20 protein-coding genes are annotated in these 20,748 nt (G+C 70.5%); 17 read left to right on the top strand and 3 right to left on the bottom strand.

Going from position 1 to position 20,748, the window contains the following annotated elements:
• The first annotated feature begins 7 nt into the window (after positions 1–7).
• The 11 genes from M0L44_RS04660 (at position 8) to M0L44_RS04610 (ending at position 9,537) form a co-directional block, all read left to right on the top strand.
• Positions 8–772 (top strand): class I SAM-dependent methyltransferase, encoded by a 765-nt coding sequence (locus M0L44_RS04660; protein WP_252768493.1) that lies wholly within the window; start codon positions 8–10, stop codon positions 770–772.
• A 23-nt stretch (positions 773–795) separates the two neighbouring features.
• Complete coding sequence (locus tag M0L44_RS04655) at positions 796–1,674, top strand: class I SAM-dependent methyltransferase (RefSeq protein WP_290429036.1); 879 nt, start codon at positions 796–798, stop codon at positions 1,672–1,674.
• An 11-nt stretch (positions 1,675–1,685) separates the two neighbouring features.
• Entirely contained in the window at positions 1,686–2,147 is a 462-nt protein-coding gene (locus M0L44_RS04650; RefSeq protein ID WP_252768492.1) for an acyl-CoA thioesterase, read from the top strand.
• 122 nt (positions 2,148–2,269) lie between these two features.
• A complete protein-coding gene (locus tag M0L44_RS04645; RefSeq protein ID WP_252768491.1) occupies positions 2,270–2,788 on the top strand; it encodes a DUF6622 family protein in 519 nt (172 codons plus the stop codon).
• Between the two features lie 4 nt (positions 2,789–2,792).
• Positions 2,793–3,896, top strand: a complete 1,104-nt coding sequence (locus M0L44_RS04640; protein ID WP_252768490.1) for a sensor histidine kinase — start codon at positions 2,793–2,795, stop codon at positions 3,894–3,896.
• Positions 3,897–3,908: 12 nt separating this feature from the next.
• On the top strand, positions 3,909–4,733 hold the full coding sequence (locus M0L44_RS04635; protein WP_252768489.1) for a LytR/AlgR family response regulator transcription factor: 825 nt from the start codon (positions 3,909–3,911) through the stop codon (positions 4,731–4,733).
• Between the two features lie 96 nt (positions 4,734–4,829).
• A complete protein-coding gene (locus M0L44_RS04630; RefSeq protein ID WP_252768488.1) occupies positions 4,830–6,623 on the top strand; it encodes a glutamine--tRNA ligase/YqeY domain fusion protein in 1,794 nt (597 codons plus the stop codon).
• A 67-nt stretch (positions 6,624–6,690) separates the two neighbouring features.
• On the top strand, positions 6,691–7,800 hold the full coding sequence (locus M0L44_RS04625; RefSeq protein WP_252768487.1) for an acyltransferase family protein: 1,110 nt from the start codon (positions 6,691–6,693) through the stop codon (positions 7,798–7,800).
• A 69-nt stretch (positions 7,801–7,869) separates the two neighbouring features.
• Positions 7,870–8,442: a helix-turn-helix domain-containing protein gene (locus tag M0L44_RS04620; protein ID WP_252768486.1), complete on the top strand. Its 573-nt coding sequence runs from the start codon at positions 7,870–7,872 to the stop codon at positions 8,440–8,442.
• Between the two features lies 1 nt (position 8,443).
• On the top strand, positions 8,444–9,007 hold the full coding sequence (locus M0L44_RS04615; RefSeq protein WP_252768485.1) for a GNAT family N-acetyltransferase: 564 nt from the start codon (positions 8,444–8,446) through the stop codon (positions 9,005–9,007).
• Positions 9,004–9,537: a GNAT family N-acetyltransferase gene (locus tag M0L44_RS04610; protein ID WP_252768484.1), complete on the top strand. Its 534-nt coding sequence runs from the start codon at positions 9,004–9,006 to the stop codon at positions 9,535–9,537. The genes M0L44_RS04615 and M0L44_RS04610 overlap by 4 nt, the downstream gene beginning before the upstream one ends.
• A gap of 21 nt (positions 9,538–9,558) precedes the next feature.
• Here the strand turns inward: M0L44_RS04610 and M0L44_RS04605 are convergent, their stop codons facing one another.
• The 3 genes from M0L44_RS04605 to M0L44_RS04595 form a co-directional block, all read right to left on the bottom strand.
• Positions 9,559–10,386, bottom strand: coding sequence for an amino acid kinase family protein (locus M0L44_RS04605; RefSeq protein WP_252768483.1), 828 nt, complete (start codon positions 10,384–10,386; stop codon positions 9,559–9,561).
• 13 nt (positions 10,387–10,399) lie between these two features.
• Positions 10,400–11,212, bottom strand: a complete 813-nt coding sequence (locus tag M0L44_RS04600; protein ID WP_252768482.1) for an amino acid kinase family protein — start codon at positions 11,210–11,212, stop codon at positions 10,400–10,402.
• A 194-nt stretch (positions 11,213–11,406) separates the two neighbouring features.
• The gene (locus M0L44_RS04595; RefSeq protein ID WP_252768481.1) at positions 11,407–12,126 is read right to left on the bottom strand and encodes a TetR/AcrR family transcriptional regulator; all 720 of its coding nucleotides are present in this window, start codon (positions 12,124–12,126) and stop codon (positions 11,407–11,409) included.
• Between the two features lie 150 nt (positions 12,127–12,276).
• Between M0L44_RS04595 and M0L44_RS04590 the strand changes: the two genes are divergently transcribed.
• The 6 genes from M0L44_RS04590 (at position 12,277) to M0L44_RS04565 (ending at position 20,739) form a co-directional block, all read left to right on the top strand.
• Positions 12,277–13,449, top strand: coding sequence for an isovaleryl-CoA dehydrogenase (locus M0L44_RS04590; RefSeq protein ID WP_252768480.1), 1,173 nt, complete (start codon positions 12,277–12,279; stop codon positions 13,447–13,449).
• 43 nt (positions 13,450–13,492) lie between these two features.
• Positions 13,493–15,229, top strand: coding sequence for an AMP-binding protein (locus M0L44_RS04585; RefSeq protein WP_290429035.1), 1,737 nt, complete (start codon positions 13,493–13,495; stop codon positions 15,227–15,229).
• Positions 15,226–16,860 (top strand): carboxyl transferase domain-containing protein, encoded by a 1,635-nt coding sequence (locus M0L44_RS04580; RefSeq protein WP_252768479.1) that lies wholly within the window; start codon positions 15,226–15,228, stop codon positions 16,858–16,860. Before M0L44_RS04585 ends, M0L44_RS04580 begins: the two co-directional genes overlap by 4 nt.
• Before the next feature lie 108 nt (positions 16,861–16,968).
• Positions 16,969–17,751 (top strand): enoyl-CoA hydratase/isomerase family protein, encoded by a 783-nt coding sequence (locus M0L44_RS04575; protein WP_252768478.1) that lies wholly within the window; start codon positions 16,969–16,971, stop codon positions 17,749–17,751.
• A 31-nt stretch (positions 17,752–17,782) separates the two neighbouring features.
• Complete coding sequence (locus M0L44_RS04570; protein ID WP_252768477.1) at positions 17,783–19,801, top strand: acetyl/propionyl/methylcrotonyl-CoA carboxylase subunit alpha; 2,019 nt, start codon at positions 17,783–17,785, stop codon at positions 19,799–19,801.
• 5 nt (positions 19,802–19,806) lie between these two features.
• Positions 19,807–20,739 (top strand): hydroxymethylglutaryl-CoA lyase, encoded by a 933-nt coding sequence (locus M0L44_RS04565; protein WP_252768476.1) that lies wholly within the window; start codon positions 19,807–19,809, stop codon positions 20,737–20,739.
• Positions 20,740–20,748 lie beyond the last annotated feature (9 nt).

Genomic DNA, 20,748 nt, shown 5'->3' with positions numbered 1-20,748 from the left:
GTTCCCCATGTCTGACTCGTCCGTGCCGATCCAGGCGCCCCACCAGCCCCTGACCGAGTACTACGCCGACGAGAGCAAGCGCTCCAGCTTTGTGCGGGCCATGTTCGACAGCACGGCGGCCGACTACGACCGCATGGAGGCCGTGCTGGGGCTCGGCTCCGGCCAGTGGTACCGCGGCCAGGCGCTGGAGCGCGCCGGCTTGCGCAGCGGCATGCGCGTGGTCGACGTCGGTGTGGGCACCGGGCTGGTGGCGCGCGAAGCCGCCCGCATCGCCGGCGATGCCACGCTGGTCGTGGGCGTGGATCCGAGCGAAGGCATGCTGGCGCATGCGAAGGTTCCTTCCGGCGTGCAGCTGGTGCAGGGCACGGCCGAGCGCATTCCCTTCCCCGATGCCCATTTCGACTTCCTCAGCATGGGCTACGCGCTGCGCCACATCAGTGATCTGTCCGTGGCCTTCCGCGAGTTCCATCGGGTGCTCAAGCCGGGTGCACGGCTGTGTCTGCTGGAGATCACCTGCCCCGAGACCCGCTGGGGGCGCTCGCTGCTGAAGTTCTACATGAAGGGGTTGGTGCCGTTGGCCTCCTGGGTGGTGGGCCGCCAGCCCAACACCCGCAAGCTCTGGCGCTACTACTGGGACACCATCGAGGCCTGCGTGCCGCCGGCCCAGATCGTCGAGGCCCTGCAGGCGGCCGGCTTCACCGAAGTGCGCCGCCACATCGATGCCAAGCCGATGAGCATCCTGGCCGAGTACCAGGCCACCAAGCCCCTCTGAACCCCCACGGGAAAGCCGCCGCGATGTCTGGTCCGGTCATGCTGGCCCACATGCTGCTCGAGCGCCTGAGCTGGCGGAAGCAGCCGCGCACCCCCGAGCCGGACCTGGTGATGGACGACCCGGCCCAGATCGCTGCCTTCCAGGCCTGCGGCCGGCGCGATGGGGTGCTGGGGCCGGTGTACTTCTACAACGCGGTGCAGGCGCTGCCCGCCATCCTGCCGGGGGATCGGGTGCTGGACCTGGCCTGCGGCCCCGCCAACCAGCTCGCCGAGATGGCCGACCTGAACCCGGACACGGAGTTCGTGGGCGTGGACATCGCTCCCCACATGCTGGCGCAGGCCCGCGAGACCCTGGCCCAGCACCGGCTGGACAATGTGCAGCTGACCCAGGCCGACATCTGCCGCCTGGAACAGTTCGACGACGCCAGCTTCGACGCCGTGACCTGCACACTGTCCCTGCACCACCTGGAAGACACCCTCGCCCTGGCCCAGGCCTTGCGCGAAGCCGCGCGCGTGCTGCGGCCGGGTGGCGGTGTCTTTCTGGCCGACTTCGGCCGCCTGCGGCGGCGTGCCACCCAGGCCTATTTCGCACACGACCGCGAGGCCGAGCAGTCGCCCCAGTTCACCCAGGACTACCACAACTCCCTGCGCGCGGCCTTCAGCCCACAGGAGCTGCGCGCAGCCGCCCAGGTCCTGCCCGCAGGGCTGCGCTGGCATGCCACGGCACTGGCCCCCTTCCTGCTGATCGCGCGCCATCCCCGGCACGATGGCACCCACGGCCCCGCTGCGGCACGGGCGCGGCAGCGTCATGCGCGGATGAGCGCGGCCCAGCAGCGCGACCTCCAGGCGCTCGCGGGCTGGTTCCGGGCCGGCGGCCTGTCGCTGCCATTTCCGCTCGCCTGAAAAGTGTCCCGATGGTCCCGTCCCTGACTCCTCCGTCCAACCAGCCGCTGTTCGAGGCTCGGCGCCAGGTGCGCTTCGGCGACTGCGATCCCGCCGGCATCGTCTACTACCCCCGCTACATGGACCTGATCAACTCGGTCATCGAGGACTGGTGGGCCCAGGCCGGCCTGTCCTGGCATGCCGAGCTGCCCCGGCGCGGGCTGTTCACCCCCCTGTCCCACCTTGAGACCCAGTTCCTGCGTCCCTCCCGCATGGGCGATACATTGACGGCCACCCTGTGGGTGGAATCACTGCAACGCTCGTCGATCCGGCTCCAGCTGCTGCTCAGCGCACCGGGCCCTCACCAGGAGCGCCTGGTGGCCCGGGTGCGCCAGGTCTGTGTGGATCGCGACACACAGGCGCCCTGTGCCTGGCCACGGGACGTCCGCGCCCAGCTGTCCACCTGGCTGCCTGGTGCACAGCCAGCCGGCTGAGCTGCCGTTCGCGCGCGCGGGCAGCCATTCGCGCCTCGGCGGCACCGTCTGTCGCACCCGGCTCGCCAGCAGGTTGCCGCCCCGCCACCATGGCGTTCATCCCCGCCCTTCCGGAGCTCCCGATGAACGCCCTGCTTCCCATCCTTCAGCACACCCCCGTCGGGGTGTGGGCCCTGCTGGCCCTGATCCTGGCCCTGGGCCTGCGACAGACCCGAGGCCTGCGCCAGGGCCGCACCCGCCTGCTGCTGCCTCCCGCGCTCTGGCTGCTGGCCGGTGCAGCCAGCATGGCCCATCTGGCTGGCTGGTTCAGCCCAGGCATGCTGGCCTGGTGGGCGGGTCTGGCTCTGAGCCTGGCACTGGTCCTGAGGCGGGGCGGCGGCCGCCGCGCCCGCTATGACGCGGACCAAGAGCTCTACCATGTGCCCGGCAGCTGGGCCCCCCTGGGCCTGATGCTGGGGCTTTTTGCCAGCAAGTACCTGTCGGCGGTGATGCTCGCGCTGCACCCCCACTGGGGCAGCGAAGCAGGCTTCGGCATCGGGCTGGGTGCGGTCCTGGGCATCCTGGCAGGTGCCCTGCTGGGTCGCCCGATCGGTATCCTGCGCTGTCCGTCCGGCCCGCAGCCGGCCACCCTTCACCCCTGAACCCATGTCCCTGAAGCATCCCCCCCTCGCCGCGGCCCGTCTGCTGACCCTGGGCCGCCAGACCCTGCGGGCCGTGCTGATCTGCACCGGCGTGGCCCTGTTCATCACGGTGCTGCAGGGCGGCCGTGGCTTTTGGGAGAGCCTGGCCTACTCCAACACCATCGGTCTGAGCTGCTCAGTGTTCATCGAAGCCGGCCGGCGGACCGCAGCCCGCTGGGTGCGACAGCGCCGCCCCGACGACGAAGAAGCCCGCAACGATTGGCCCGGCTGGCCTCTGATGGCTCCCGTGCTGCTGCTGGCCACGCTGGCCGGCTACACCACCGGCGTGGTCCTGGGCAACGCGCTCACCGGCTACCGTCTGCCCCTGCCCTGGGAACTGGGGCGCCAGGCCGGTTCGGCCGGCACCCTGACCTTCAGCATCTCCATCGGGGTCATCGCCACCTACCTGTTCTGGCTGCGCGGTCGGCTGGCCGCCACCCAGGCCCGGGCCGAGGCCGCCCAGCGCCTGGCCGCCGAGACCCAGCTCAAGCTGATGGAAAGCCAGCTGGAGCCGCACATGCTGTTCAACACCCTGGCCAACCTGCGGGCGCTGATCGGCGTGGACCCGGCCCAGGCCCAGGCCATGCTGGACCGGCTGATCGATTTCCTGCGCGGCACGCTGCAGGCCACCCGGGTCGAGCGCCACGCCCTGTCGGTCGAGTTCGCCCGCCTGGCCGACTACCTGGCGCTGATGCAGGTGCGCATGGGCGATCGGCTCGGCACCACGCTGGACCTGCCGGCCGAGCTGGCCGAACTGCCCGTGCCCCCGCTGCTGCTGCAACCCCTGGTGGAGAACGCCATCAAGCACGGGCTGGAGCCCCAGCGCGGCCCCGGCCAGCTGACGGTACGGGCCTGGCAGGCCGATGGCCAGCTGCATCTGCAGGTGCGCGACACCGGCCGCGGCCTGGCCGCCGCCGGGCGCGACGGCACGGCCGCGCCGGGCACCGGCTTTGGCACCCAGCAGGTGCGCGAGCGCCTGCAGGCCCTGTTCGGCGGTCGGGCCAGCTTCCGTCTGAGCGAGCCGCCCGAGGGCGGCACCAGCGCCGACCTCACCCTGCCCCTGGACTGAACCCGCCCCGCCATGACCCTGTCTGCCCCCACCGCCCTGATCGCCGAGGACGAACCCCTGCTGGCCCGCGCGCTGGCCACGGAGCTACAACGCGCCTGGCCCGGGCTGCAACTGCTGCCCACCGCGCCGGATGGCGAGGAGGCCGTGACCCAGGCCCTGACCGCCCTGCCCGACCTGCTGTTCCTGGACATCCGCATGCCCGGCCAGACCGGGCTGGAGGCGGCCCAGGCCATCGTCGAGGACTGGCCGGCCGAGCGGCCGCTGCCGTTGATCGTCTTCGTCACCGCCTACGACCAGTACGCGCTGCAGGCCTTCGAGGCCAGCGCGGTGGACTATGTGCTCAAACCGGTGCAGGCCGAGCGCCTGGCCGCCACCTGCCGGCGGCTGCAGGGCCTGCTGGCCCAGCGGAGCGCGCCGGCCGGCCCGGCCGCGGGGACAGAGGACGCCGCCCTGGTCGAGCGCCTGCGCCAGCTGCTGGGCGGCCCGGGCCACTCCGCCGCGCCGGCGGGCACGCCGCTGCGGCTGATCCAGGCCGGCGTGGGCACCGCGGTGCACATGGTGCCGGTGGGCGAGGTGGTCTATTTCGAGGCCGCCGACAAGTACGTGCGCGTGCTGACCGCCGAGCGCGAATACCTGATCCGCATGTCGCTGCGCGAGCTGCTGCCGCAGCTGGACACGCAGCGCTTCTGGCAGGTGCACCGCGGCACCATCGTGCGGGCCGACGCCATCGCCCAGGCCCTGCGCGACGAGGCCGGGCGGGTCCAGCTGACCCTGCACCAGCGCCCCGAGCGCCTGGCCGTCAGCCGCATCTATGCCCCCCGGTTCAAGGGCATGTGAGCCCAGGGCGCTCCCTGCGGAAGACGGGGGGCGTCGCTACAATTGGCAGGATCACCGAGCCACCGTCGGCCCGTCTCCAGGACACCCTGCGCTTTCATGAGCGACACCAAGAACACCCCGGCCCACGAAGCCGTCAAGCCCGCCAACTTCCTGCGCGCCATCATCGAACGCGACCTGGAGGCCGGCACTTACACCCACCGCCCCTACGGTGGCACCCCGGGCGATGCCGCCCACCATGCCGCCGGCCAGCCCGACCCCGCCAAGGTGCGGCTGCGCTTCCCGCCCGAGCCCAACGGCTACCTGCATGTGGGCCACGCCAAGAGCATCTGCCTGAACTTCGGCCTGGCACGCGACTACGGCGGCGTCTGCCACCTGCGCTTCGACGACACCAACCCCGAGAAGGAAGAGCAGGAATACGTCGACGCCATCGAGGAGATGGTGAAGTGGCTGGGCTGGGACTGGAACGCCTTCGGCACCCCCCATCTCTACTACGCCAGCAACTACTTCGACTTCATGTACCGGGCGGCCGAGACACTGATCGAGCGCGGCCAGGCCTACGTGGACGAGCAGACGCCCGAGGAGATGCGCGCCAACCGCGGTGACTTCACCACGCCCGGCACCAACAGCCCCTTCCGCGACCGCACGGTGGCCGAGAACCTGGCGCGCTTTCGCGAGATGCGCGACGGCCAGCATGCCGACGGCAGCATGGTGCTGCGGGCCAAGATCGACATGGCCTCGCCCAACATCAACCTGCGCGACCCGGCCATCTACCGCATCCGCCGCGCCACCCACCACAACACGGGCGACAAGTGGTGCATCTACCCGATGTACACCTTCGCGCACCCGATCGAGGACGCGCTGGAGCGCATCACCCACTCCATCTGCACGCTCGAGTTCGAGGACCAGCGCCCCTTCTACGACTGGCTGCTGGAAAACCTGGCGGACGCCGGCCTGCTGGCCCACCCGCTGCCCAAGCAGTACGAGTTCGGCCGCCTGAACCTCAGCTACGTCGTCACCAGCAAGCGCAAGCTCAAGCAGTTGGTCGACGAGAAGCACGTCAGCGACTGGGACGACCCCCGCATGCCCACGCTGGCCGGCATGCGCCGACGCGGCTACACGCCCGCGGCCGTGCGCAAGATGGCCGACGACACCGGGGCCTCCAAGACCAATGCCTGGATCGACTACTCGGTGCTGGACATCGCCCTGCGCGCCGACCTGGAAGAGCAGGTCCCGCGCGCGATGGCCGTCATCGACCCGGTCCAGCTCAAGCTGACGAACTATGCCGAGGTCTTCGGCAGCGCCGAGCACCGCGAGCCCTGCAGCGCGCCAGCCCACCCGCACCATCCCGAGCTGGGCCAGCGCAGCTTCAGCCTGGGACCGGCGCTGTGGATCGAACGCGAGGACTTCGCCGAGGTGCCGCCCAAGGGCTTCTTCCGCCTCTTCCCCGGCAACAAGGTGCGCCTGAAGTACGGCTACGTCATCGAGTGCACCGGCTGCGAGAAGGATGCCAACGGCACCGTCACCGCCGTGACCGCCACCGTCGTGCCCGACACCAAGAGCGGCACGCCGGGCGCCGATGCGGTCAAGGTCAAGGGCGTGCTCACCTGGGTGGGCGTGCACGACGGCGTGCCCGCCGAGATCCGCCTGTTCGACCGCCTGTTCACCGAGGCCCAGCCCGATGCCGGCGGCCGCGACTTCCTCAGCGTGCTCAACCCGGGCAGCAAGAAGATCGTCCAGGGCTACCTGGAACCTTCCCTGGCCCATGCCCCGCCCGAGGCCCGCTACCAGTTCGAACGCCACGGCTACTTCGTGACGGACCGACTGGACCACCGCGCCGACGCCCCGGTGATCAACCGCATCACCGGCCTGCGGGACAGCTGGGCCAAGTAAGCCCCTCCCCGTTCTCCCGCGCAGGCGCCCCACCCGGGCGCCTGTGCCGCTTCTGGCAAGACCCACCATGTCCCGCCCTGCAAACCGCGCGGCCAGCGTGCCGCTGATCGACCTCGGTCGCGTGCTGGCCTCCCAGCTGATCGTCTGGCACCACCTGACCATCTACAGCCCGCTGCAGGCCCAGCTCGACCCGCTGGCGCCCTCGCTGTGGTCCTGGCTGGCCGACCCCGCCCGCATGGCGGTGCAGATCTTCCTGGTGATGGGCGGCTACCTGGCCGCCATGCAGTGGCTGCCCCATCCTGATGCCGGTGACCGCCTGCCCCCCACCGCGCTGCCGCGCGCGCTGTGGCAGCGCTACCTGCGCCTGGTGCCGGCCTGCATCGTGGCGTTGGGCGCCGCCGTGCTCAGCGCCGAACTGGCCCGCTGGCTCACCGGCGACCCGAACCTGCCGCCCACGCCCAGTTGGAGCCAGTGGCTGATCAACCTGCTGCTGCTGCAGGACATCCTGGGCCAGGACGCTCTCAACGCGGGGCTCTGGTACGTGGCCATCGACCTGCAGCTTTTCGGCCTGGTGCTGCTGATCGTGGCGCTGCGCCACCATGCAGCCTGGCGCGGTGGGCTGACCTTCGGCCTGGTGCTGGGCCTGACGGTGGCTTCGCTGTTCGGCTTCAACCTGCGGCACGAGCTGGACGCCTGGGCGCTGTACTTCTTCGGCAGCTATGGCCTGGGCATGCTGGCGGCCTGGGTGCGCAACGCCCGCCACCGCCACCACGCCTGGCTGGGACAGGCCTTCTTGGCGGGGGTGGTGCTGATGGCGCTGAACCTGGCCTGGCGCGACCGCCTGGTGGTGGCCGGCATCACCGCCCTGTGCCTGGCCAACCCCTGGCTCAACGGCCCGCTGTGGAGCCGCCTGGCCCAGTGGGGCCCGCTGCCCTGGCTGGCCCGCACCTCGTACGCGGTCTTCCTGGCCCACTACCCGGTCTGCGTGCTGACCGGTGCGGTGATCAGCGCCTTCTGGCCCGACACCGCCGTCTTCAGCGCCCTGGGCCTGCTGGTCACCTGGGGCCTGGCCCTGCTGGCCGGCTGGGCCCTGCATGTGGGCGTGGAGCAGCAGGTCAAGGGCTGGGGCCGGGCCACGGTGCGCCTGCCCGCCCAGGCGCTGCCGGTCACGCGCTGAGATCCCGGCCGGCGGGTGCACCCGCCGATGCTTGCACGGAACTCCAATATCCTGGATGATTCCTCCATCATGAAGGAGCCATCCACCGAGTTGAATGCCCGCATCGCCGAGCGGGTGCGTGGCCTGCGGGCCGAGCGCGGCCTCTCACTGGACGCCCTGGCCACCCGCTCGGGGGTCAGCCGCTCGATGATCTCGCTGATCGAGCGCGGCGAGAACAACCCCACGGCCGTGCTGCTGGACCGCCTGGCCCAGGCCCTGGACGTGCCCCTGGCCTCGCTGTTCGACAACCCGACGCCACCGCCCGAGCCCATCGCCCGGCGCGCCGCGCAAACCGTGTGGCGCGACCCGGCCTCCGGCTACCTGCGCCGCAGCGTCTCCCCCGGCGGGCCCGACATCCGCACCCAGTTGGTCGAGGTGGAGTTCCCGCCCCAGGCCCGGGTGGCCTACGACAGCCTGGAGCGGCTGCAGGGCGTGCAGCAACTGGTCTGGCTGCTGGAGGGCCGGCTTCAGCTCACCGTGGACCAGGCCGTCCACACCCTGGAGGCCGGCGACTGCCTGGCCATGACGCTGGGCGTGCCCATCGTCTTCCACAACCCCGGCCAGGTGCCTGCGCGCTATGCCGTGGTGCTGACCCGGAGCTGAGATGAGCCCCGCCCGCCCCCACGCCCCCGCCTGGACCATCCGTCGCGTCGAGCAGCTCAGCCCGGGCCAGACCGAGGACCTCGCCGCTCTGCTGGTGGCCGTGGTGCACGGCGGTGCCTCGGTGGGTTTCATGGCGCCGCTGAGCCTGGAGAAAGCCCGGCGGTTCTGGCAAGGGGTGGACGCCGCCGTGCAGCGCGGCGAACGCGCCCTGCTGCTGGCCGCGCTGAGCGACGAAGATACCCACGCGCCGGGCCGTGTGGTCGGCACGGTGCAGCTCGTGCTGGACCAGCCGGAGAACCAGCCCCACCGCGCCGACCTGGCCAAGATGCAGGTGGCCCCCGAGATGCAGCGCCGGGGCCTGGGCGCGGCCCTGATGCAGGCCGCCGAGGACACCGCCCGCGCCTGCGGCAAGACGGTGCTGGTGCTGGACACCGTCACCGGCAGCGCCGGCGACCGGCTCTACAGCCGCATGGGCTGGCAGCGGGTGGGCGAAGTGCCCGGCTATGCGCTGTGGCCCGATGGTCGCCCTTGCCCCACCACCTACTTCCACAAGCAGCTCACATGAACGACATCACCCTGCGCCCCTGCGAGGCCGACGCGCACGCCAGCGCCATCCTGGCCATCTTCAACGACGCCATCGCCCACAGCACCGCGCTGTACGAGTACCAGCCGCGCACGCTGAAGACCATGGAAACCTGGTTCGCCACCAAGCAGGCCGGCGGCTTTCCGGTCATCGGTGCCTTCGACGCCGCCGGCGAGCTGCTGGGCTTCGCCAGCTGGGGCAGCTTCCGGGCCTTCCCCGCCTTCAAGTACACCGTGGAGCACTCGGTCTATGTGCGCCACGACCAGCGCGGCCGCGGCATCGGCAAGCAGCTGCTGCGCGAGTTGCTGCGCCTGGCCGAGGCCAGCGACCGGGTGCACGCCCTGATTGCCGGCATCGACATGCAGAACACCGGCAGCATCGCCCTGCACGAGAAGCTGGGCTTCCGGTCGGTGGGCGTGCTGCCGCAGGTGGGCTTCAAGTTCGGCCGCTGGCTGGACCTGGGCTTTTGGCAGCTGACCCTGGCCACGCCCAACCAGCCGGTGGACGGCTGAGGCGCCGGCTCAAGCGCCGGCTCAGGCTGCTGCGCCGGTGCGGATCAGCGTGCCCACATGCTCGCCGCGCAGGGCTGCGGTCAGGCGGCCGGGCACCAGGCCATTGACCACCTGCACCTGGGCGATGTGGCGCGCGTTGGCCATGCTCTCCAGCATCGCCCGGTCCACCGGCAGCGGTCCGGTGGTCTTGAGCAACTCGGCCGCGCTCACCTCGCGCAGCAGCTCGGCGCTGCCGGCCTCCGGGCCATTGGGGTCGGTGCTGCAGATGCCGTCCACGTCTTCCACGATGGTCAGGCCCGCGGCCCCCAGCGCATCGGCCGCCAGGAAGGCGCCGGTGTCAGCCCGGTGCGCGGGGATGCGCGCGCCGGGAAACTCGTGGTGGTGGTAGGGCGGAAAGGCGCTGCCCACCACCGCCCGCGCGGCCTGCAGGTGGATGGCCAGCTGGTTGGCGATGGTCGGGTGTTCCACATAGGACACGCCTTCGGCCGACAGCATGGCCGCCAGGATGTGCCCGTTCTGCCCGGCCTCGCTGGCCGCCAGCGGGGCCAGCGAGCCGACCGGCAGGCCCAGATCCAGGCCCACGCCGTAGACGTGCCGTGCCCGCAGGCCGGCGCCGGTCAGGAACAGCAGCCGGTGTTCCGGCAGCAGTTGGCGGATCTCTTCGACCAGCGGCAGGATGGCGGCCGCGCCGCGGTCCATCAGGCGGCCGCCGATCTTCACGACCTGCAGCCAGGGCATCAGGCGGATGGGCTTGACGCCCGCGACGGGGCGGGTCAATGCGCTGTTCTGCAGGGTTTGGCGCGCCAGCGCCGAGGCGACATGCTTGATGCCGATGGTGGTGTCAGTCATGGCATGTGGCCTTTCAATCCGCGGTGATGAGGGTGCCGACGTGTTCGCCGCCCAGCGCCCGGGTCAGGTTGCCAGGCTTCAGGCCGTTGATCACCTGCACCTCGTGCACATGCCGGGCCGACTGCAGCAGGTCCAGCACCGGGAACTCCAGAATGGAGTCCTGCAGGCCCTTGGCCTTCATCTCGTTCACCGAGATCTTCGGGATGAAGGTGGCTCCCTTGTCCGTCTTGGGGTTGGCGGTGAACAGGCCGTCCTCGTCCTTCACGTAGATCATCCGCCGGCAGCCGAACTGCTCGGCAACCAAATAGCAGCCAGCGTCGGTGCGGTACGGCGGGATCACGCCATCCGGCGAGGGCCGCATCCAGAGCTTGTAGGGCGGCATGCCGCTGAAGACGACGGCGTTCACCTCGGCCAGGTACAGGGGCACGGCCGACAGGCCGGCGCCATCCACTGCGGAGATGCCGTGTTGGGCCATCAGCTGGCCCAGCATGGCGGCGTTCTGGTCGGCCACCGAGGCGCCCAGTTGCGCCAGCACGCCGGCCGGCAGGTTCAACCCCGCGGCGATGGAATAGAGGTGGCGGGCCCGGGTGCCGGCGCCGGTGCCGATCAGCATCTTGTGCTGCCGGCGCGCCGCGACGATCTCGTCGACCAGCGGGAAGACCGCGGCGCGGCCCCGGTCGATGATGCTCTGGCCACCGATCTTCAGCACCGTGGCGTCCGGCAGGATGCGAAAGTCCGGCGCAGTCTCGGCCGCTGCCAGCAGCTCGGGATCGGACAGCGTGCGCTGCATCAGCAGCGCTTCCAGCGCCGTGGGGGTGGGGGTCATGGGCGTCCTTCCCGGTTCAATCCAATGGATGGCTGGACACAAGCATGCTGCATGCCGGCGCGCAGGTGACGTTTCTGGGCCGGCCGCATGGCGCAGGCCTGCCAAAACCCCACAACCCTAAGGGAAAACGCTGTATAGATGCAACCGTCACCGAGCCCCTGGCTCGGCCTCTCCCCCTCGACGCCCATGCGCCCTCAGCGGCAGTCGACCCGCCCCATCGCCTCGCCCACCGTCTGGTGGAACTGGCGCAGCGCCGCCAGCTCGCCCTCGGGCGCGGCCAGTGCGGGCCAGAACAGCTCCACCAAGCCGGCGGCGGTGGCCTCCACGTCCAGCTTGTCCGCCCCGGCAGCCCCCTGGCCGACGACCTCCCACAGCAGGTGTTCCACCGGGCCCAGCACCAGCGCACGCATCAGGCGCAGGGGCAGATCCTGGCGGATCTCGCCCCGTTCGCGGCCGCGCGCCAGCAGGTCCATCAGCGGCGCGGTGTAACGGCGCTGCAGCGGCTGGAAGGCCTCGGCGAAATCCTGGCCCTTGCTGCGCCCCTCGGACAGCACCAGCGCGCACAGGCCGGTGCCCTGGATCAGGAACAGCCGCAGATGGGTGCGCACGAAGTAGGCCAACTGCTCGCGGGCCGGCCGATCGGGCGGCATGCCACCCTCCGTCGCCGCGATGATTTCGTCGTACCAGTCGGCGATGACGCGCACGCACAGCTCGCGCTTGCCGTGGAAGTAGGTGAACACCGTGGCCTCGGAGACGCCCAGGCGTTGGGCGATCTCCGTGGTGGTGGCGCGCTCGTAGCCCTTCTCGGCGAACACCTCCCGCCCCACCCTCAGAATGTCGCGCATGCGCTGTTCGCTGCGGGCACTGGTGCCGCCGCGGCGGGTGGTGGCAAAGCCGGTTTCGGTCTGGGGCATGGTATTTTTTGAGTGTTACTCAATTTTGGCAGACCCGCCATGGATTGATCAATCTCTGAGTGACTGCCAGATGACTAGGGAAATCCCCTGGGATCTATCGATGACTTATTGAGTGACACTCAAAACAACGATCCGCAGGAGACACACCCCATGTTCGAATCCATCTTCACCTTCCCGCTGGGCGAGGACATCGCCGCACTGCGGGAGGCCGTGCGCGCCTTCGCCCAGGCCGAGATCGCCCCGCGCGCCGCCCAGGTCGACCGCGACAACCTCTTCCCCGCCGACCTCTGGCGCAAGCTGGGCGAGATGGGCTTGCACGGACTGACGGTGCCGGAAGAGCACGGTGGCACCGCCCTCGGCTATGTGGCCCACATGGTGGCGATGGAGGAAATCAGCCGGGCCAGCGCCTCGATCGCGCTGTCCTACGGTGCGCACAGCAACCTGTGCATCAACCAGATCAGGCGCAACGGTTCCGAGGCGCAGAAGCAGAAGTACCTGCCCAAGCTGGTCAGCGGCGAACATGTGGGCGCCCTGGCCATGAGCGAGCCGGGTGCCGGCTCCGACGTGGTGAGCATGACGCTGCGCGCCGAGAAGAAGGGCGACCGCTACGTGCTCAACGGCAGCAAGATGTGGATCACCAACGGCGGCGACGCCGACACGCTGGTGGTCTATGCCAAGACCGCGCCGGGCGCGGGTGCCAAGGGCATGACCGCCTTCATCATCGAGAAGGGCTTCAAAGGCTTCAGCCACGGCCAGCACCTGGACAAGCTGGGCATGCGCGGCTCCAACACCTTCCCCTTGTTCTTCGACAACTGTGAAGTGCCGGAAGAGAACGTGCTGGGCGGCGAGGGCAACGGCGTCAAGGTGCTGATGAGCGGCCTGGACTACGAACGCGTGGTGCTTTCCGGCGGGCCGCTGGGCATCATGGCCGCCTGCATGGACGCGGTGGTCCCTTATGTGCACGAGCGCAAGCAGTTCGGCCAGCCCATCGGCGAGTTCCAGCTGATGCAGGGCAAGCTGGCCGACATGTACAGCACCTTCCAGGCCTGCCGCGCCTATGCCTATGCGGTGGCCCAGGCCTGCGACCGCGGCGACCACAGCCGCACCCTGCGCAAGGACGCGGCCGGCGTCATCCTCTACACCGCCGAGAAGGCCACCTGGATGGCCGGCGAAGCCATCCAGACCCTGGGCGGCGTGGGCTACACCAAGGAGTTCCCGGTGGAGCGCCTGTGGCGCGATGCCAAGCTCTACGAGATCGGCGCGGGCACCAGCGAGATCCGCCGCATGCTGATCGGCCGCGAGCTGTTCGCCGAGACGATCTGACCATCCCAGAGCCCCCAAGGCCACGAGGCGAGGAGACACACCCATGCACGATCCCATGCGCGACGGGCGACTGACCCACAGCCAGGACCGCGGCACCACCGATGTGCCGCTGATCGAGGACACCATCGGCGCCCTGTTCGACGCCACCGTGGCCGCCCACCCGCACCGCGAGGCGCTGGTCAGCGTGCACCAGGGCCGGCGCGCCACCTACCAGCAGCTGCAGGCCCAGGTGGACCAGCTGGCCAGCGCCCTGCTGCGCCAGGGCCTGCACAAGGGCGACCGCGTCGGCATCTGGTCGCACAACAACGCCGAGTGGCTGCTGGTGCAGCTGGCCACCGCCAAGCTGGGCATCATCCTGGTCAACCTGAACCCGGCCTACCGGGTGGCCGAGGTGGAGTACGCGCTCAACAAGGTGGGCTGCAAGGCCATCGTCGCCATGCCCCGCTTCAAGAGCAGCGACTACCTGGGCATGCTGCACGAGCTGGCGCCCGAGCTGCCCCGCTGCGCGCCGGGCGAGTTGGCCTCGCTGCGGCTGCCGCACCTGAAGCTGGTGGTGTGGATCGACGTGGCCGGCCAGGGCGACAGTCAACGGGAGGATTGGCCCGGCACGCTGCGCTTCTCCGAGCTGATGGCCCGCGGCCAGGCCGACGACGCCCGCGTGGCCGAGGTCGCCGCCACGCTCAAGGCCACCGAGCCGATCAACATCCAGTTCACCAGCGGCACCACCGGCTTCCCCAAGGGGGCCACCCTCACCCACCGCAACATCCTCAACAACGGCTTCTTCGTCGGCGAGGCGATGAAGCTCACCCCTGAGGACCGGCTGTGCGTGCCGGTGCCGCTGTACCACTGCTTCGGCATGGTGATGGGCAACCTGGCCTGCATCACCCACGGCGCGACCATCGTCTACCCCAATGACGGCTTCGACCCGCTGGCCGTGCTGCAGACCGTGCAGGCCGAGCGCTGCACCGCCCTGCACGGCGTGCCCACCATGTTCATCGCCCAGCTGGACCACCCGCGCTTCGCGGAGTTCGACCTGTCCACGCTGCGCACCGGCATCATGGCCGGCTCGCCCTGCCCCATCGAGGTGATGAAGCGCGTGGTGAACCTGATGCACATGGACCAGGTGACCATCGCCTACGGCATGACCGAGACCAGCCCGGTGAGCTGCCAGAGCTCCACCGACACGCCGCTGGACAAGCGCGTGGGCTCGGTGGGTCGGGTGCAGCCGCACCTGGAGGTGAAGATGGTCAGCCCCGACACCGGCGCCGTCACGCCCATCGGCGTGCCCGGCGAGCTGTGCACCCGCGGTTATTCCGTCATGCACGGCTACTGGGACGACGAGGCCAAGACGGCCGAGGCCATCGACCCCGAAGGCTGGATGCACACCGGCGACCTGGCCACGATGGATGCCGAGGGCTACGTCAACATCGTCGGCCGCATCAAGGACATGGTGATCCGCGGCGGCGAGAACCTCTACCCGCGCGAGATCGAGGAATACCTCTACCGCCACCCCAAGGTGCAGGACGTGCAGGTGGTGGGCATCCCCGACCCGCGCTACGGCGAGGAGCTGTGCGCCTGGATCATCCCCAAGCCCGGACAGACGCTGGGCGAGGAGGACATCCGCCTGTTCTGCCAGGGCCAGATTGCCCACCACAAGGTGCCGCGCTACATCCGCTTCGTCGAGGCCTTCCCGATGACGGTGACCGGCAAGATCCAGAAGTTCAAGATCCGCGAGGCCATGAAGGCCGAGTTGGGACTGCAGGAAGACAAGACCGCATGACCACGCTGAAGACGCAGCTCAACCCCCGCAGCGAGGAAGCCCGGGCCAACGCCCTGGCCATGCGCGCGCTGGTGGACGACCTCAACACCCGCCTGGCCCGCATCGCCCAGGGCGGCGGCGAGGCCGCCCGTGCCAAGCACCTGGCCCGCGGCAAGCTGCTGCCACGCGAGCGGGTGGAGATGCTGCTGGACCCGGACACGCCCTTCCTGGAGATCGCGCCGATGGCCGCGCACGGCGTCTACCGCGAGGCCGACGCCAACGGCGAGATGGTGGACAGCGCTCCGGCCGCCGGCATGATCGCCGGCATCGGCCGGGTGGCGGGTGTGGAGTGCGTCATCGTCTGCAACGACGCCACCGTCAAGGGCGGCACCTACTACCCGCTGACCGTCAAGAAGCACCTGCGCGCGCAGGAGGTGGCCCGCGAGAACCGCCTGCCCTGCATCTACCTGGTCGATTCCGGCGGCGCCAACCTGCCCAACCAGGACGAGGTCTTCCCCGACCGCGACCACTTCGGCCGCATCTTCTACAACCAGGCCACGATGAGCGGCGAAGGCATCCCGCAGATCGCCGTGGTGATGGGCTCCTGCACCGCCGGCGGCGCCTACGTGCCGGCCATGAGCGACGAGACCATCATCGTCAAGAACCAGGGCACCATCTTCCTGGGCGGCCCGCCGCTGGTGAAGGCCGCCACCGGCGAGGTGGTGAGCGCCGAGGACCTGGGCGGCGGCGACGTGCACACCCGCCTGTCCGGCGTGGCCGACCACCTGGCCGAGAGCGACCTGCACGCCCTGGCCCTGGCCCGCCAGGCGGTGGGCCACCTGAACTGGCAAAAGCCCGCCCCGCTGGCCCTGCGCACGCCGCAGGCCCCGCTCTACCCGGCGGAGGAACTGCTGGCCGTCATCCCCACCGACACCCGCAAGCCCTTCGACGTGCGCGAGATCATCGCCCGCATCGTCGACGGCAGCGAGTTCGACGAGTTCAAGGCCCGCTACGGCAACACCCTGGTCTGCGGCTTCGCCCACATCGAGGGCACGCCGGTGGGCATCGTGGCCAACAACGGCATCCTGTTCGCCGAAAGCGCCAACAAGGGCGCCCACTTCATCGAGCTGTGCTGCCAGCGCAAGATCCCGCTGGTCTTCCTGCAGAACATCACCGGCTTCATGGTCGGCCGCAAGTACGAGAACGAGGGCATTGCCCGGGCCGGCGCCAAGATGGTCACGGCCGTGGCCTGCGCCAACGTGCCCAAGTTCACCGTCATCATCGGCGGCAGTTTCGGCGCCGGCAACTACGGCATGTGCGGCCGCGCCTATTCCCCGCGCTTCCTCTGGATGTGGCCCAACGCCCGCATCAGCGTGATGGGTGGCGAGCAGGCCGCCAGCGTGCTGGCCACCGTCAAGCGCGACGGCATTGAGGCCAAGGGCGGCCAGTGGAGCGCCGAGCAGGAAGAGGCCTTCAAGGCCCCGATCCGCCAGCAGTACGAGGTGCAGGGCCACCCTTACTACGCCAGCGCCCGCCTGTGGGACGACGGCATCATCAACCCCGTCGACACCCGCCGCGTGCTGGCCCTGGGCCTGTCGGCCAGTCTCAACGCACCGATCCCGGACGCCAAGTTCGGCGTCTTCAGGATGTGAAGCCCCCACGCTCCCTTCCGGTCGCTGCCCCCCAAGGGGGCTTTGGCAGCGGACCGGCCAAGCCGGATCCACGCCAATCCCTTGACAACACCCGCTGATCACGCGTCCATGAACACCCTGGAACTACGGCGCCCTTCGCCCCATGTGGCCGAGGTCTGGCTCAACCGGCCGGATGTGCGCAACGCCTTCAACGACCAGGTCATCGCCGAGCTGACCGCCACCTTCCGCGCGCTGTCGCAGGACGACACGCTGCGCGCCGTGGTGCTGGCCGGCCATGGCAAGGCCTTCTGTGCCGGCGCGGACCTGAACTGGATGCGCGCCATGGCCGACTACAGCTGGGAACAGAACTGGGCCGATGCCCAGGCCCTGGCCGACATGCTGTGGACGATCCACCAGTGCCCGGTGCCCGTCATCGGCCGCGTGCAGGGCGACTGCTACGCCGGTGGCGTGGGCCTGGCCGCGCTGTGCGACGTGCTGGTGGCCGCCGACGGCGTGCACTTCTGCCTGAGCGAGGCCAAGCTGGGCCTGCTGCCGGCCACCATCGCGCCCTATGTGATCGCTGCCATCGGCCAGCGCGCCGCCCAGCGCTACTTCACCACCGCCGAGCGCTTCAGCGCCGCCGAGGCCCACCGCCTGGGCCTGGTGCACGAGCTCTGCCCCGCCGATCAGCTGGACGTCCGCGTGCAAGCCCTGACCGAGGCCCTGGTGGCCAACGGCCCGGCCGCCGTGCGCGCCTGCAAGCGCCTGGTGCAGGACCTGGCCCGGCAGCCCCTGAGCGACGAACTGCGCTCCGACACCGCCCGGCGCATCGCCGACATCCGCGGCAGCGCCGAAGGCAAGGAAGGCGTCTCGTCCTTCCTGCAGAAGCGCCCCCCCGCCTGGCTGGCCTGAGCGCAGCCCACCCCGATTGAGCCGAGGCACCATGTTCAAGAAAATTCTCATTGCGAACCGAGGCGAAATCGCCTGCCGTGTGGCGCAGACCGCGCGCCGCCTGGGCGTGCGCACCGTGGCCGTCTATTCCGAGGCCGACGCCCAGGCCGCTCATGTGGGCGCCTGCGACGAGGCCGTGCCCATCGGCGGCCACGCCGCCAAGGACAGCTACCTGCAGTGGCAGCGCATCCTCGAGGCGGCCAAGGCCAGCGGCGCCCAGGCCGTGCACCCGGGCTACGGCTTCCTGAGCGAGAACGAGGACTTCGCCCGCGCCTGCGCCGAGGCCGGCCTGGTCTTCATCGGCCCGCCGCCCGAGGCCATTGCCGCCATGGGCAGCAAGGCCGCCGCCAAGGCCCTGATGGCCGAAGCCGGTGTGCCGCTGGTGCCCGGCTACCACGGTGACAACAACGACCCGCAGTTCCTGCTGGGCCAGGCCGAGGCCATCGGCTTTCCGGTGCTGATCAAGGCCAGCGCCGGTGGCGGTGGCCGCGGCATGCGCCGGGTGGACCGCGCCGAGGACTTCGTCGCCGCCCTGGCCTCCTGCCAGCGCGAAGCCGCCGCCAGCTTCGGCAACGACCATGTGCTGGTGGAGCGCTACGTCACCCGCCCGCGCCACATCGAGATCCAGGTCTTCGCCGACACCCAGGGCCAGTGCGTCTACCTGTTCGAGCGCGACTGCTCGGTGCAGCGCCGCCACCAGAAGGTGCTGGAAGAGGCCCCCGCCCCCGGACTGTCGGCCGAGCGCCGCGCAGAGATGGGCGCCACCGCCGTGGCCGCCGCCCAGGCCGTGGGCTATGTGGGCGCGGGCACGGTGGAGTTCATTGCCGAGGAGCGTGACGACGGCGACATCCGCTTCTACTTCATGGAGATGAACACCCGCCTGCAGGTGGAACACCCGGTGACCGAGGCCATCACTGGCCTGGACCTGGTGGAATGGCAACTGCGCGTGGCCGCCGGCCAGCCGCTGCCGCGCCGGCAGGACGAACTGCGCATCCACGGCCACGCCATCGAGGCCCGCATCTGCGCCGAGAACCCGGACGCCGGCTTCCTGCCCGCCACCGGCACGCTGCAGGTGCTGCGCTGGCCCGCCCACGCGGCCTTCCAGCGCGGGGGCGATGCGCTGACGCCCGCCCCGGTGCGGGTGGATGCCGGCGTGCGCGAGGGCGACGCCATCAGCCCGCACTACGACTCGATGGTGGCCAAGCTCATCGTCTGGGGCGAAGACCGCGCCCAGGCCCTGGCCCGGCTAGACGCCGCGCTGCGCGACACCCGCATCGTCGGCCTGGCGACCAACGTGGCCTTCCTGCGCCGCGTGGTGGGCAGCCGCGCCTTCGCCACCGCCGACCTGGACACCGCGCTGATCGAGCGCGAACGCCCCGCCCTGTTCGGCCACGCCGGCCTGCCGCTGGAGGTGGCCGCCGCGGGTGTGGTGGCCCACCAGCTGCACCACGAGCAGACGCTGGAAGGCACCGACCCCTGGAGCCGTCGCGACGGCTGGCGCCTGCACGGCGGCGCGCGCCGCCGCATCGACCTGGCCCTGGGCGGCGAGCACCACGGCTTCACGCTGGCGCGCCTGCACGACGGCGCGCTGCGCCTGAGCCTGGCCGACCAGCACTGGCCGCTGCACTGGCGCGCGCTGGGCGAGCAGCGCTACGAGGTGCTGCTGGCCGGCCAGCGCCACGTGCTGGCCGTGCACGCAGCCGGAGAGACGCTGGCGGTGTTCGGCGAGCACGGCAGCCTGGAGCTGACCGAGTACGACCCCATCGCCCACGCGGCCGACCAGTCCGGCGGCGGCGGCTCGCTGACCGCGCCCATGCCCGGCAAGGTGGTGGCCCTGCTGGTGCAGGCCGGCGCCAGCGTCACGGCCGGCCAGCCGCTGGCGGTGATGGAGGCGATGAAGATGGAACACACGCTGCACGCCCCGCGCGATGGTGTGGTGGGCGAGCTGCTCTACGCCGTGGGCGACCAGGTGAGCGAAGGCGCCGCGCTGCTCACGCTGGCGGGAGAATGAAGCCCATGAGCACGACCGCTGTTTCCACCGCCCATCTCCCCGCCCGCGTCACCCTGGTCGAGGTGGGCCCGCGCGACGGCCTGCAGAACGAAAAGCAGACCGTCCCGGCCGCCACCAAGATTGAGCTCGTCCACCGCCTGCAGTCCGCCGGCCTGCGCGAGATCGAGGTCACCAGCTTCGTCAGCCCGAAGTGGGTGCCGCAGATGGCCGACAACGCCGAGGTGATGGCCGGCGTGCAGCGCCAGGCCGGCGCGCGCTACTCGGTGCTGACGCCCAACCTGAAGGGCTGGGAAGCAGCCGCTGCCACGCGGCCGGACGAGATCGTCGTCTTCGGCGCCGCCAGCGAGGCCTTCAGCCAGAAGAACATCAACTGCTCCATCGCCGAATCCATCGAGCGCTTCGCGCCAGTGGTGGCAGCCGCCCGCGCCGTGGGCGTCAAGGTGCGCGGCGCCATCTCCTGCGCGGTGGGCTGCCCCTATGAGGGCGCCATCGCCCCCGAGCGGGTGGAACTGGTGGCCCGGCTGATGGCCGGCATCGGCGTGCAGCACGTGGGCGTGGCCGACACCATCGGCGTGGGCACCCCGCGCCAGGTGCAGCGCGCGCTGGAAGCCGCGCTGCGCCACTTCCCGCTGGCGGAGGTGAGCGGCCATTTCCACGACACCTACGGCATGGCCCTGGCCAACGTCTACGCCAGTCTGGAGCTGGGCATCCACACCTTCGATGCCAGCGTCTCCGGCCTGGGCGGCTGCCCCTACGCCAAGGGCGCCACCGGCAACGTGGCCACCGAGGACGTGGTCTACCTGCTGCACGGCCTGGGCATCGACACCGGCATCGACCTGGACGCGTTGATCGACGCTGGCGCGTTCATCCGCGAGGCGCTGGGCCAGGTCAACGGCTCGCGCACGGCGCGGGCGCTGCTGGCCAAGCGGGGCGCCTGAAGGCTCGCA

The organism is Ideonella oryzae, from assembly GCF_024055665.1.
In the GTDB taxonomy this organism is placed as follows: Bacteria; Pseudomonadota; Gammaproteobacteria; order Burkholderiales; family Burkholderiaceae_C; genus Ideonella; species Ideonella oryzae.
This window is presented reverse-complemented; position numbering and strand designations above follow the sequence as displayed.

Bases quoted from the DNA above. Each gene is read 5' to 3' on its own strand.
- M0L44_RS04660 (WP_252768493.1), top strand. From the start codon at position 8: ATGTCTGACTCGTCCGTGCCGATCCAGGCGCCCCACCAGCCCCTGACC.
- M0L44_RS04655 (WP_290429036.1), top strand. From the start codon at position 796: ATGTCTGGTCCGGTCATGCTGGCCCACATGCTGCTCGAGCGCCTGAGC.
- M0L44_RS04650 (WP_252768492.1), top strand. From the start codon at position 1,686: ATGGTCCCGTCCCTGACTCCTCCGTCCAACCAGCCGCTGTTCGAGGCT.
- M0L44_RS04645 (WP_252768491.1), top strand. From the start codon at position 2,270: ATGAACGCCCTGCTTCCCATCCTTCAGCACACCCCCGTCGGGGTGTGG.
- M0L44_RS04640 (WP_252768490.1), top strand. From the start codon at position 2,793: ATGTCCCTGAAGCATCCCCCCCTCGCCGCGGCCCGTCTGCTGACCCTG.
- M0L44_RS04635 (WP_252768489.1), top strand. From the start codon at position 3,909: ATGACCCTGTCTGCCCCCACCGCCCTGATCGCCGAGGACGAACCCCTG.
- M0L44_RS04630 (WP_252768488.1), top strand. From the start codon at position 4,830: ATGAGCGACACCAAGAACACCCCGGCCCACGAAGCCGTCAAGCCCGCC.
- M0L44_RS04625 (WP_252768487.1), top strand. From the start codon at position 6,691: ATGTCCCGCCCTGCAAACCGCGCGGCCAGCGTGCCGCTGATCGACCTC.
- M0L44_RS04620 (WP_252768486.1), top strand. From the start codon at position 7,870: ATGAAGGAGCCATCCACCGAGTTGAATGCCCGCATCGCCGAGCGGGTG.
- M0L44_RS04615 (WP_252768485.1), top strand. From the start codon at position 8,444: ATGAGCCCCGCCCGCCCCCACGCCCCCGCCTGGACCATCCGTCGCGTC.
- M0L44_RS04610 (WP_252768484.1), top strand. From the start codon at position 9,004: ATGAACGACATCACCCTGCGCCCCTGCGAGGCCGACGCGCACGCCAGC.
- M0L44_RS04605 (WP_252768483.1), bottom strand. From the start codon at position 10,386: ATGACTGACACCACCATCGGCATCAAGCATGTCGCCTCGGCGCTGGCG.
- M0L44_RS04600 (WP_252768482.1), bottom strand. From the start codon at position 11,212: ATGACCCCCACCCCCACGGCGCTGGAAGCGCTGCTGATGCAGCGCACG.
- M0L44_RS04595 (WP_252768481.1), bottom strand. From the start codon at position 12,126: ATGCCCCAGACCGAAACCGGCTTTGCCACCACCCGCCGCGGCGGCACC.
- M0L44_RS04590 (WP_252768480.1), top strand. From the start codon at position 12,277: ATGTTCGAATCCATCTTCACCTTCCCGCTGGGCGAGGACATCGCCGCA.
- M0L44_RS04585 (WP_290429035.1), top strand. From the start codon at position 13,493: ATGCACGATCCCATGCGCGACGGGCGACTGACCCACAGCCAGGACCGC.
- M0L44_RS04580 (WP_252768479.1), top strand. From the start codon at position 15,226: ATGACCACGCTGAAGACGCAGCTCAACCCCCGCAGCGAGGAAGCCCGG.
- M0L44_RS04575 (WP_252768478.1), top strand. From the start codon at position 16,969: ATGAACACCCTGGAACTACGGCGCCCTTCGCCCCATGTGGCCGAGGTC.
- M0L44_RS04570 (WP_252768477.1), top strand. From the start codon at position 17,783: ATGTTCAAGAAAATTCTCATTGCGAACCGAGGCGAAATCGCCTGCCGT.
- M0L44_RS04565 (WP_252768476.1), top strand. From the start codon at position 19,807: ATGAGCACGACCGCTGTTTCCACCGCCCATCTCCCCGCCCGCGTCACC.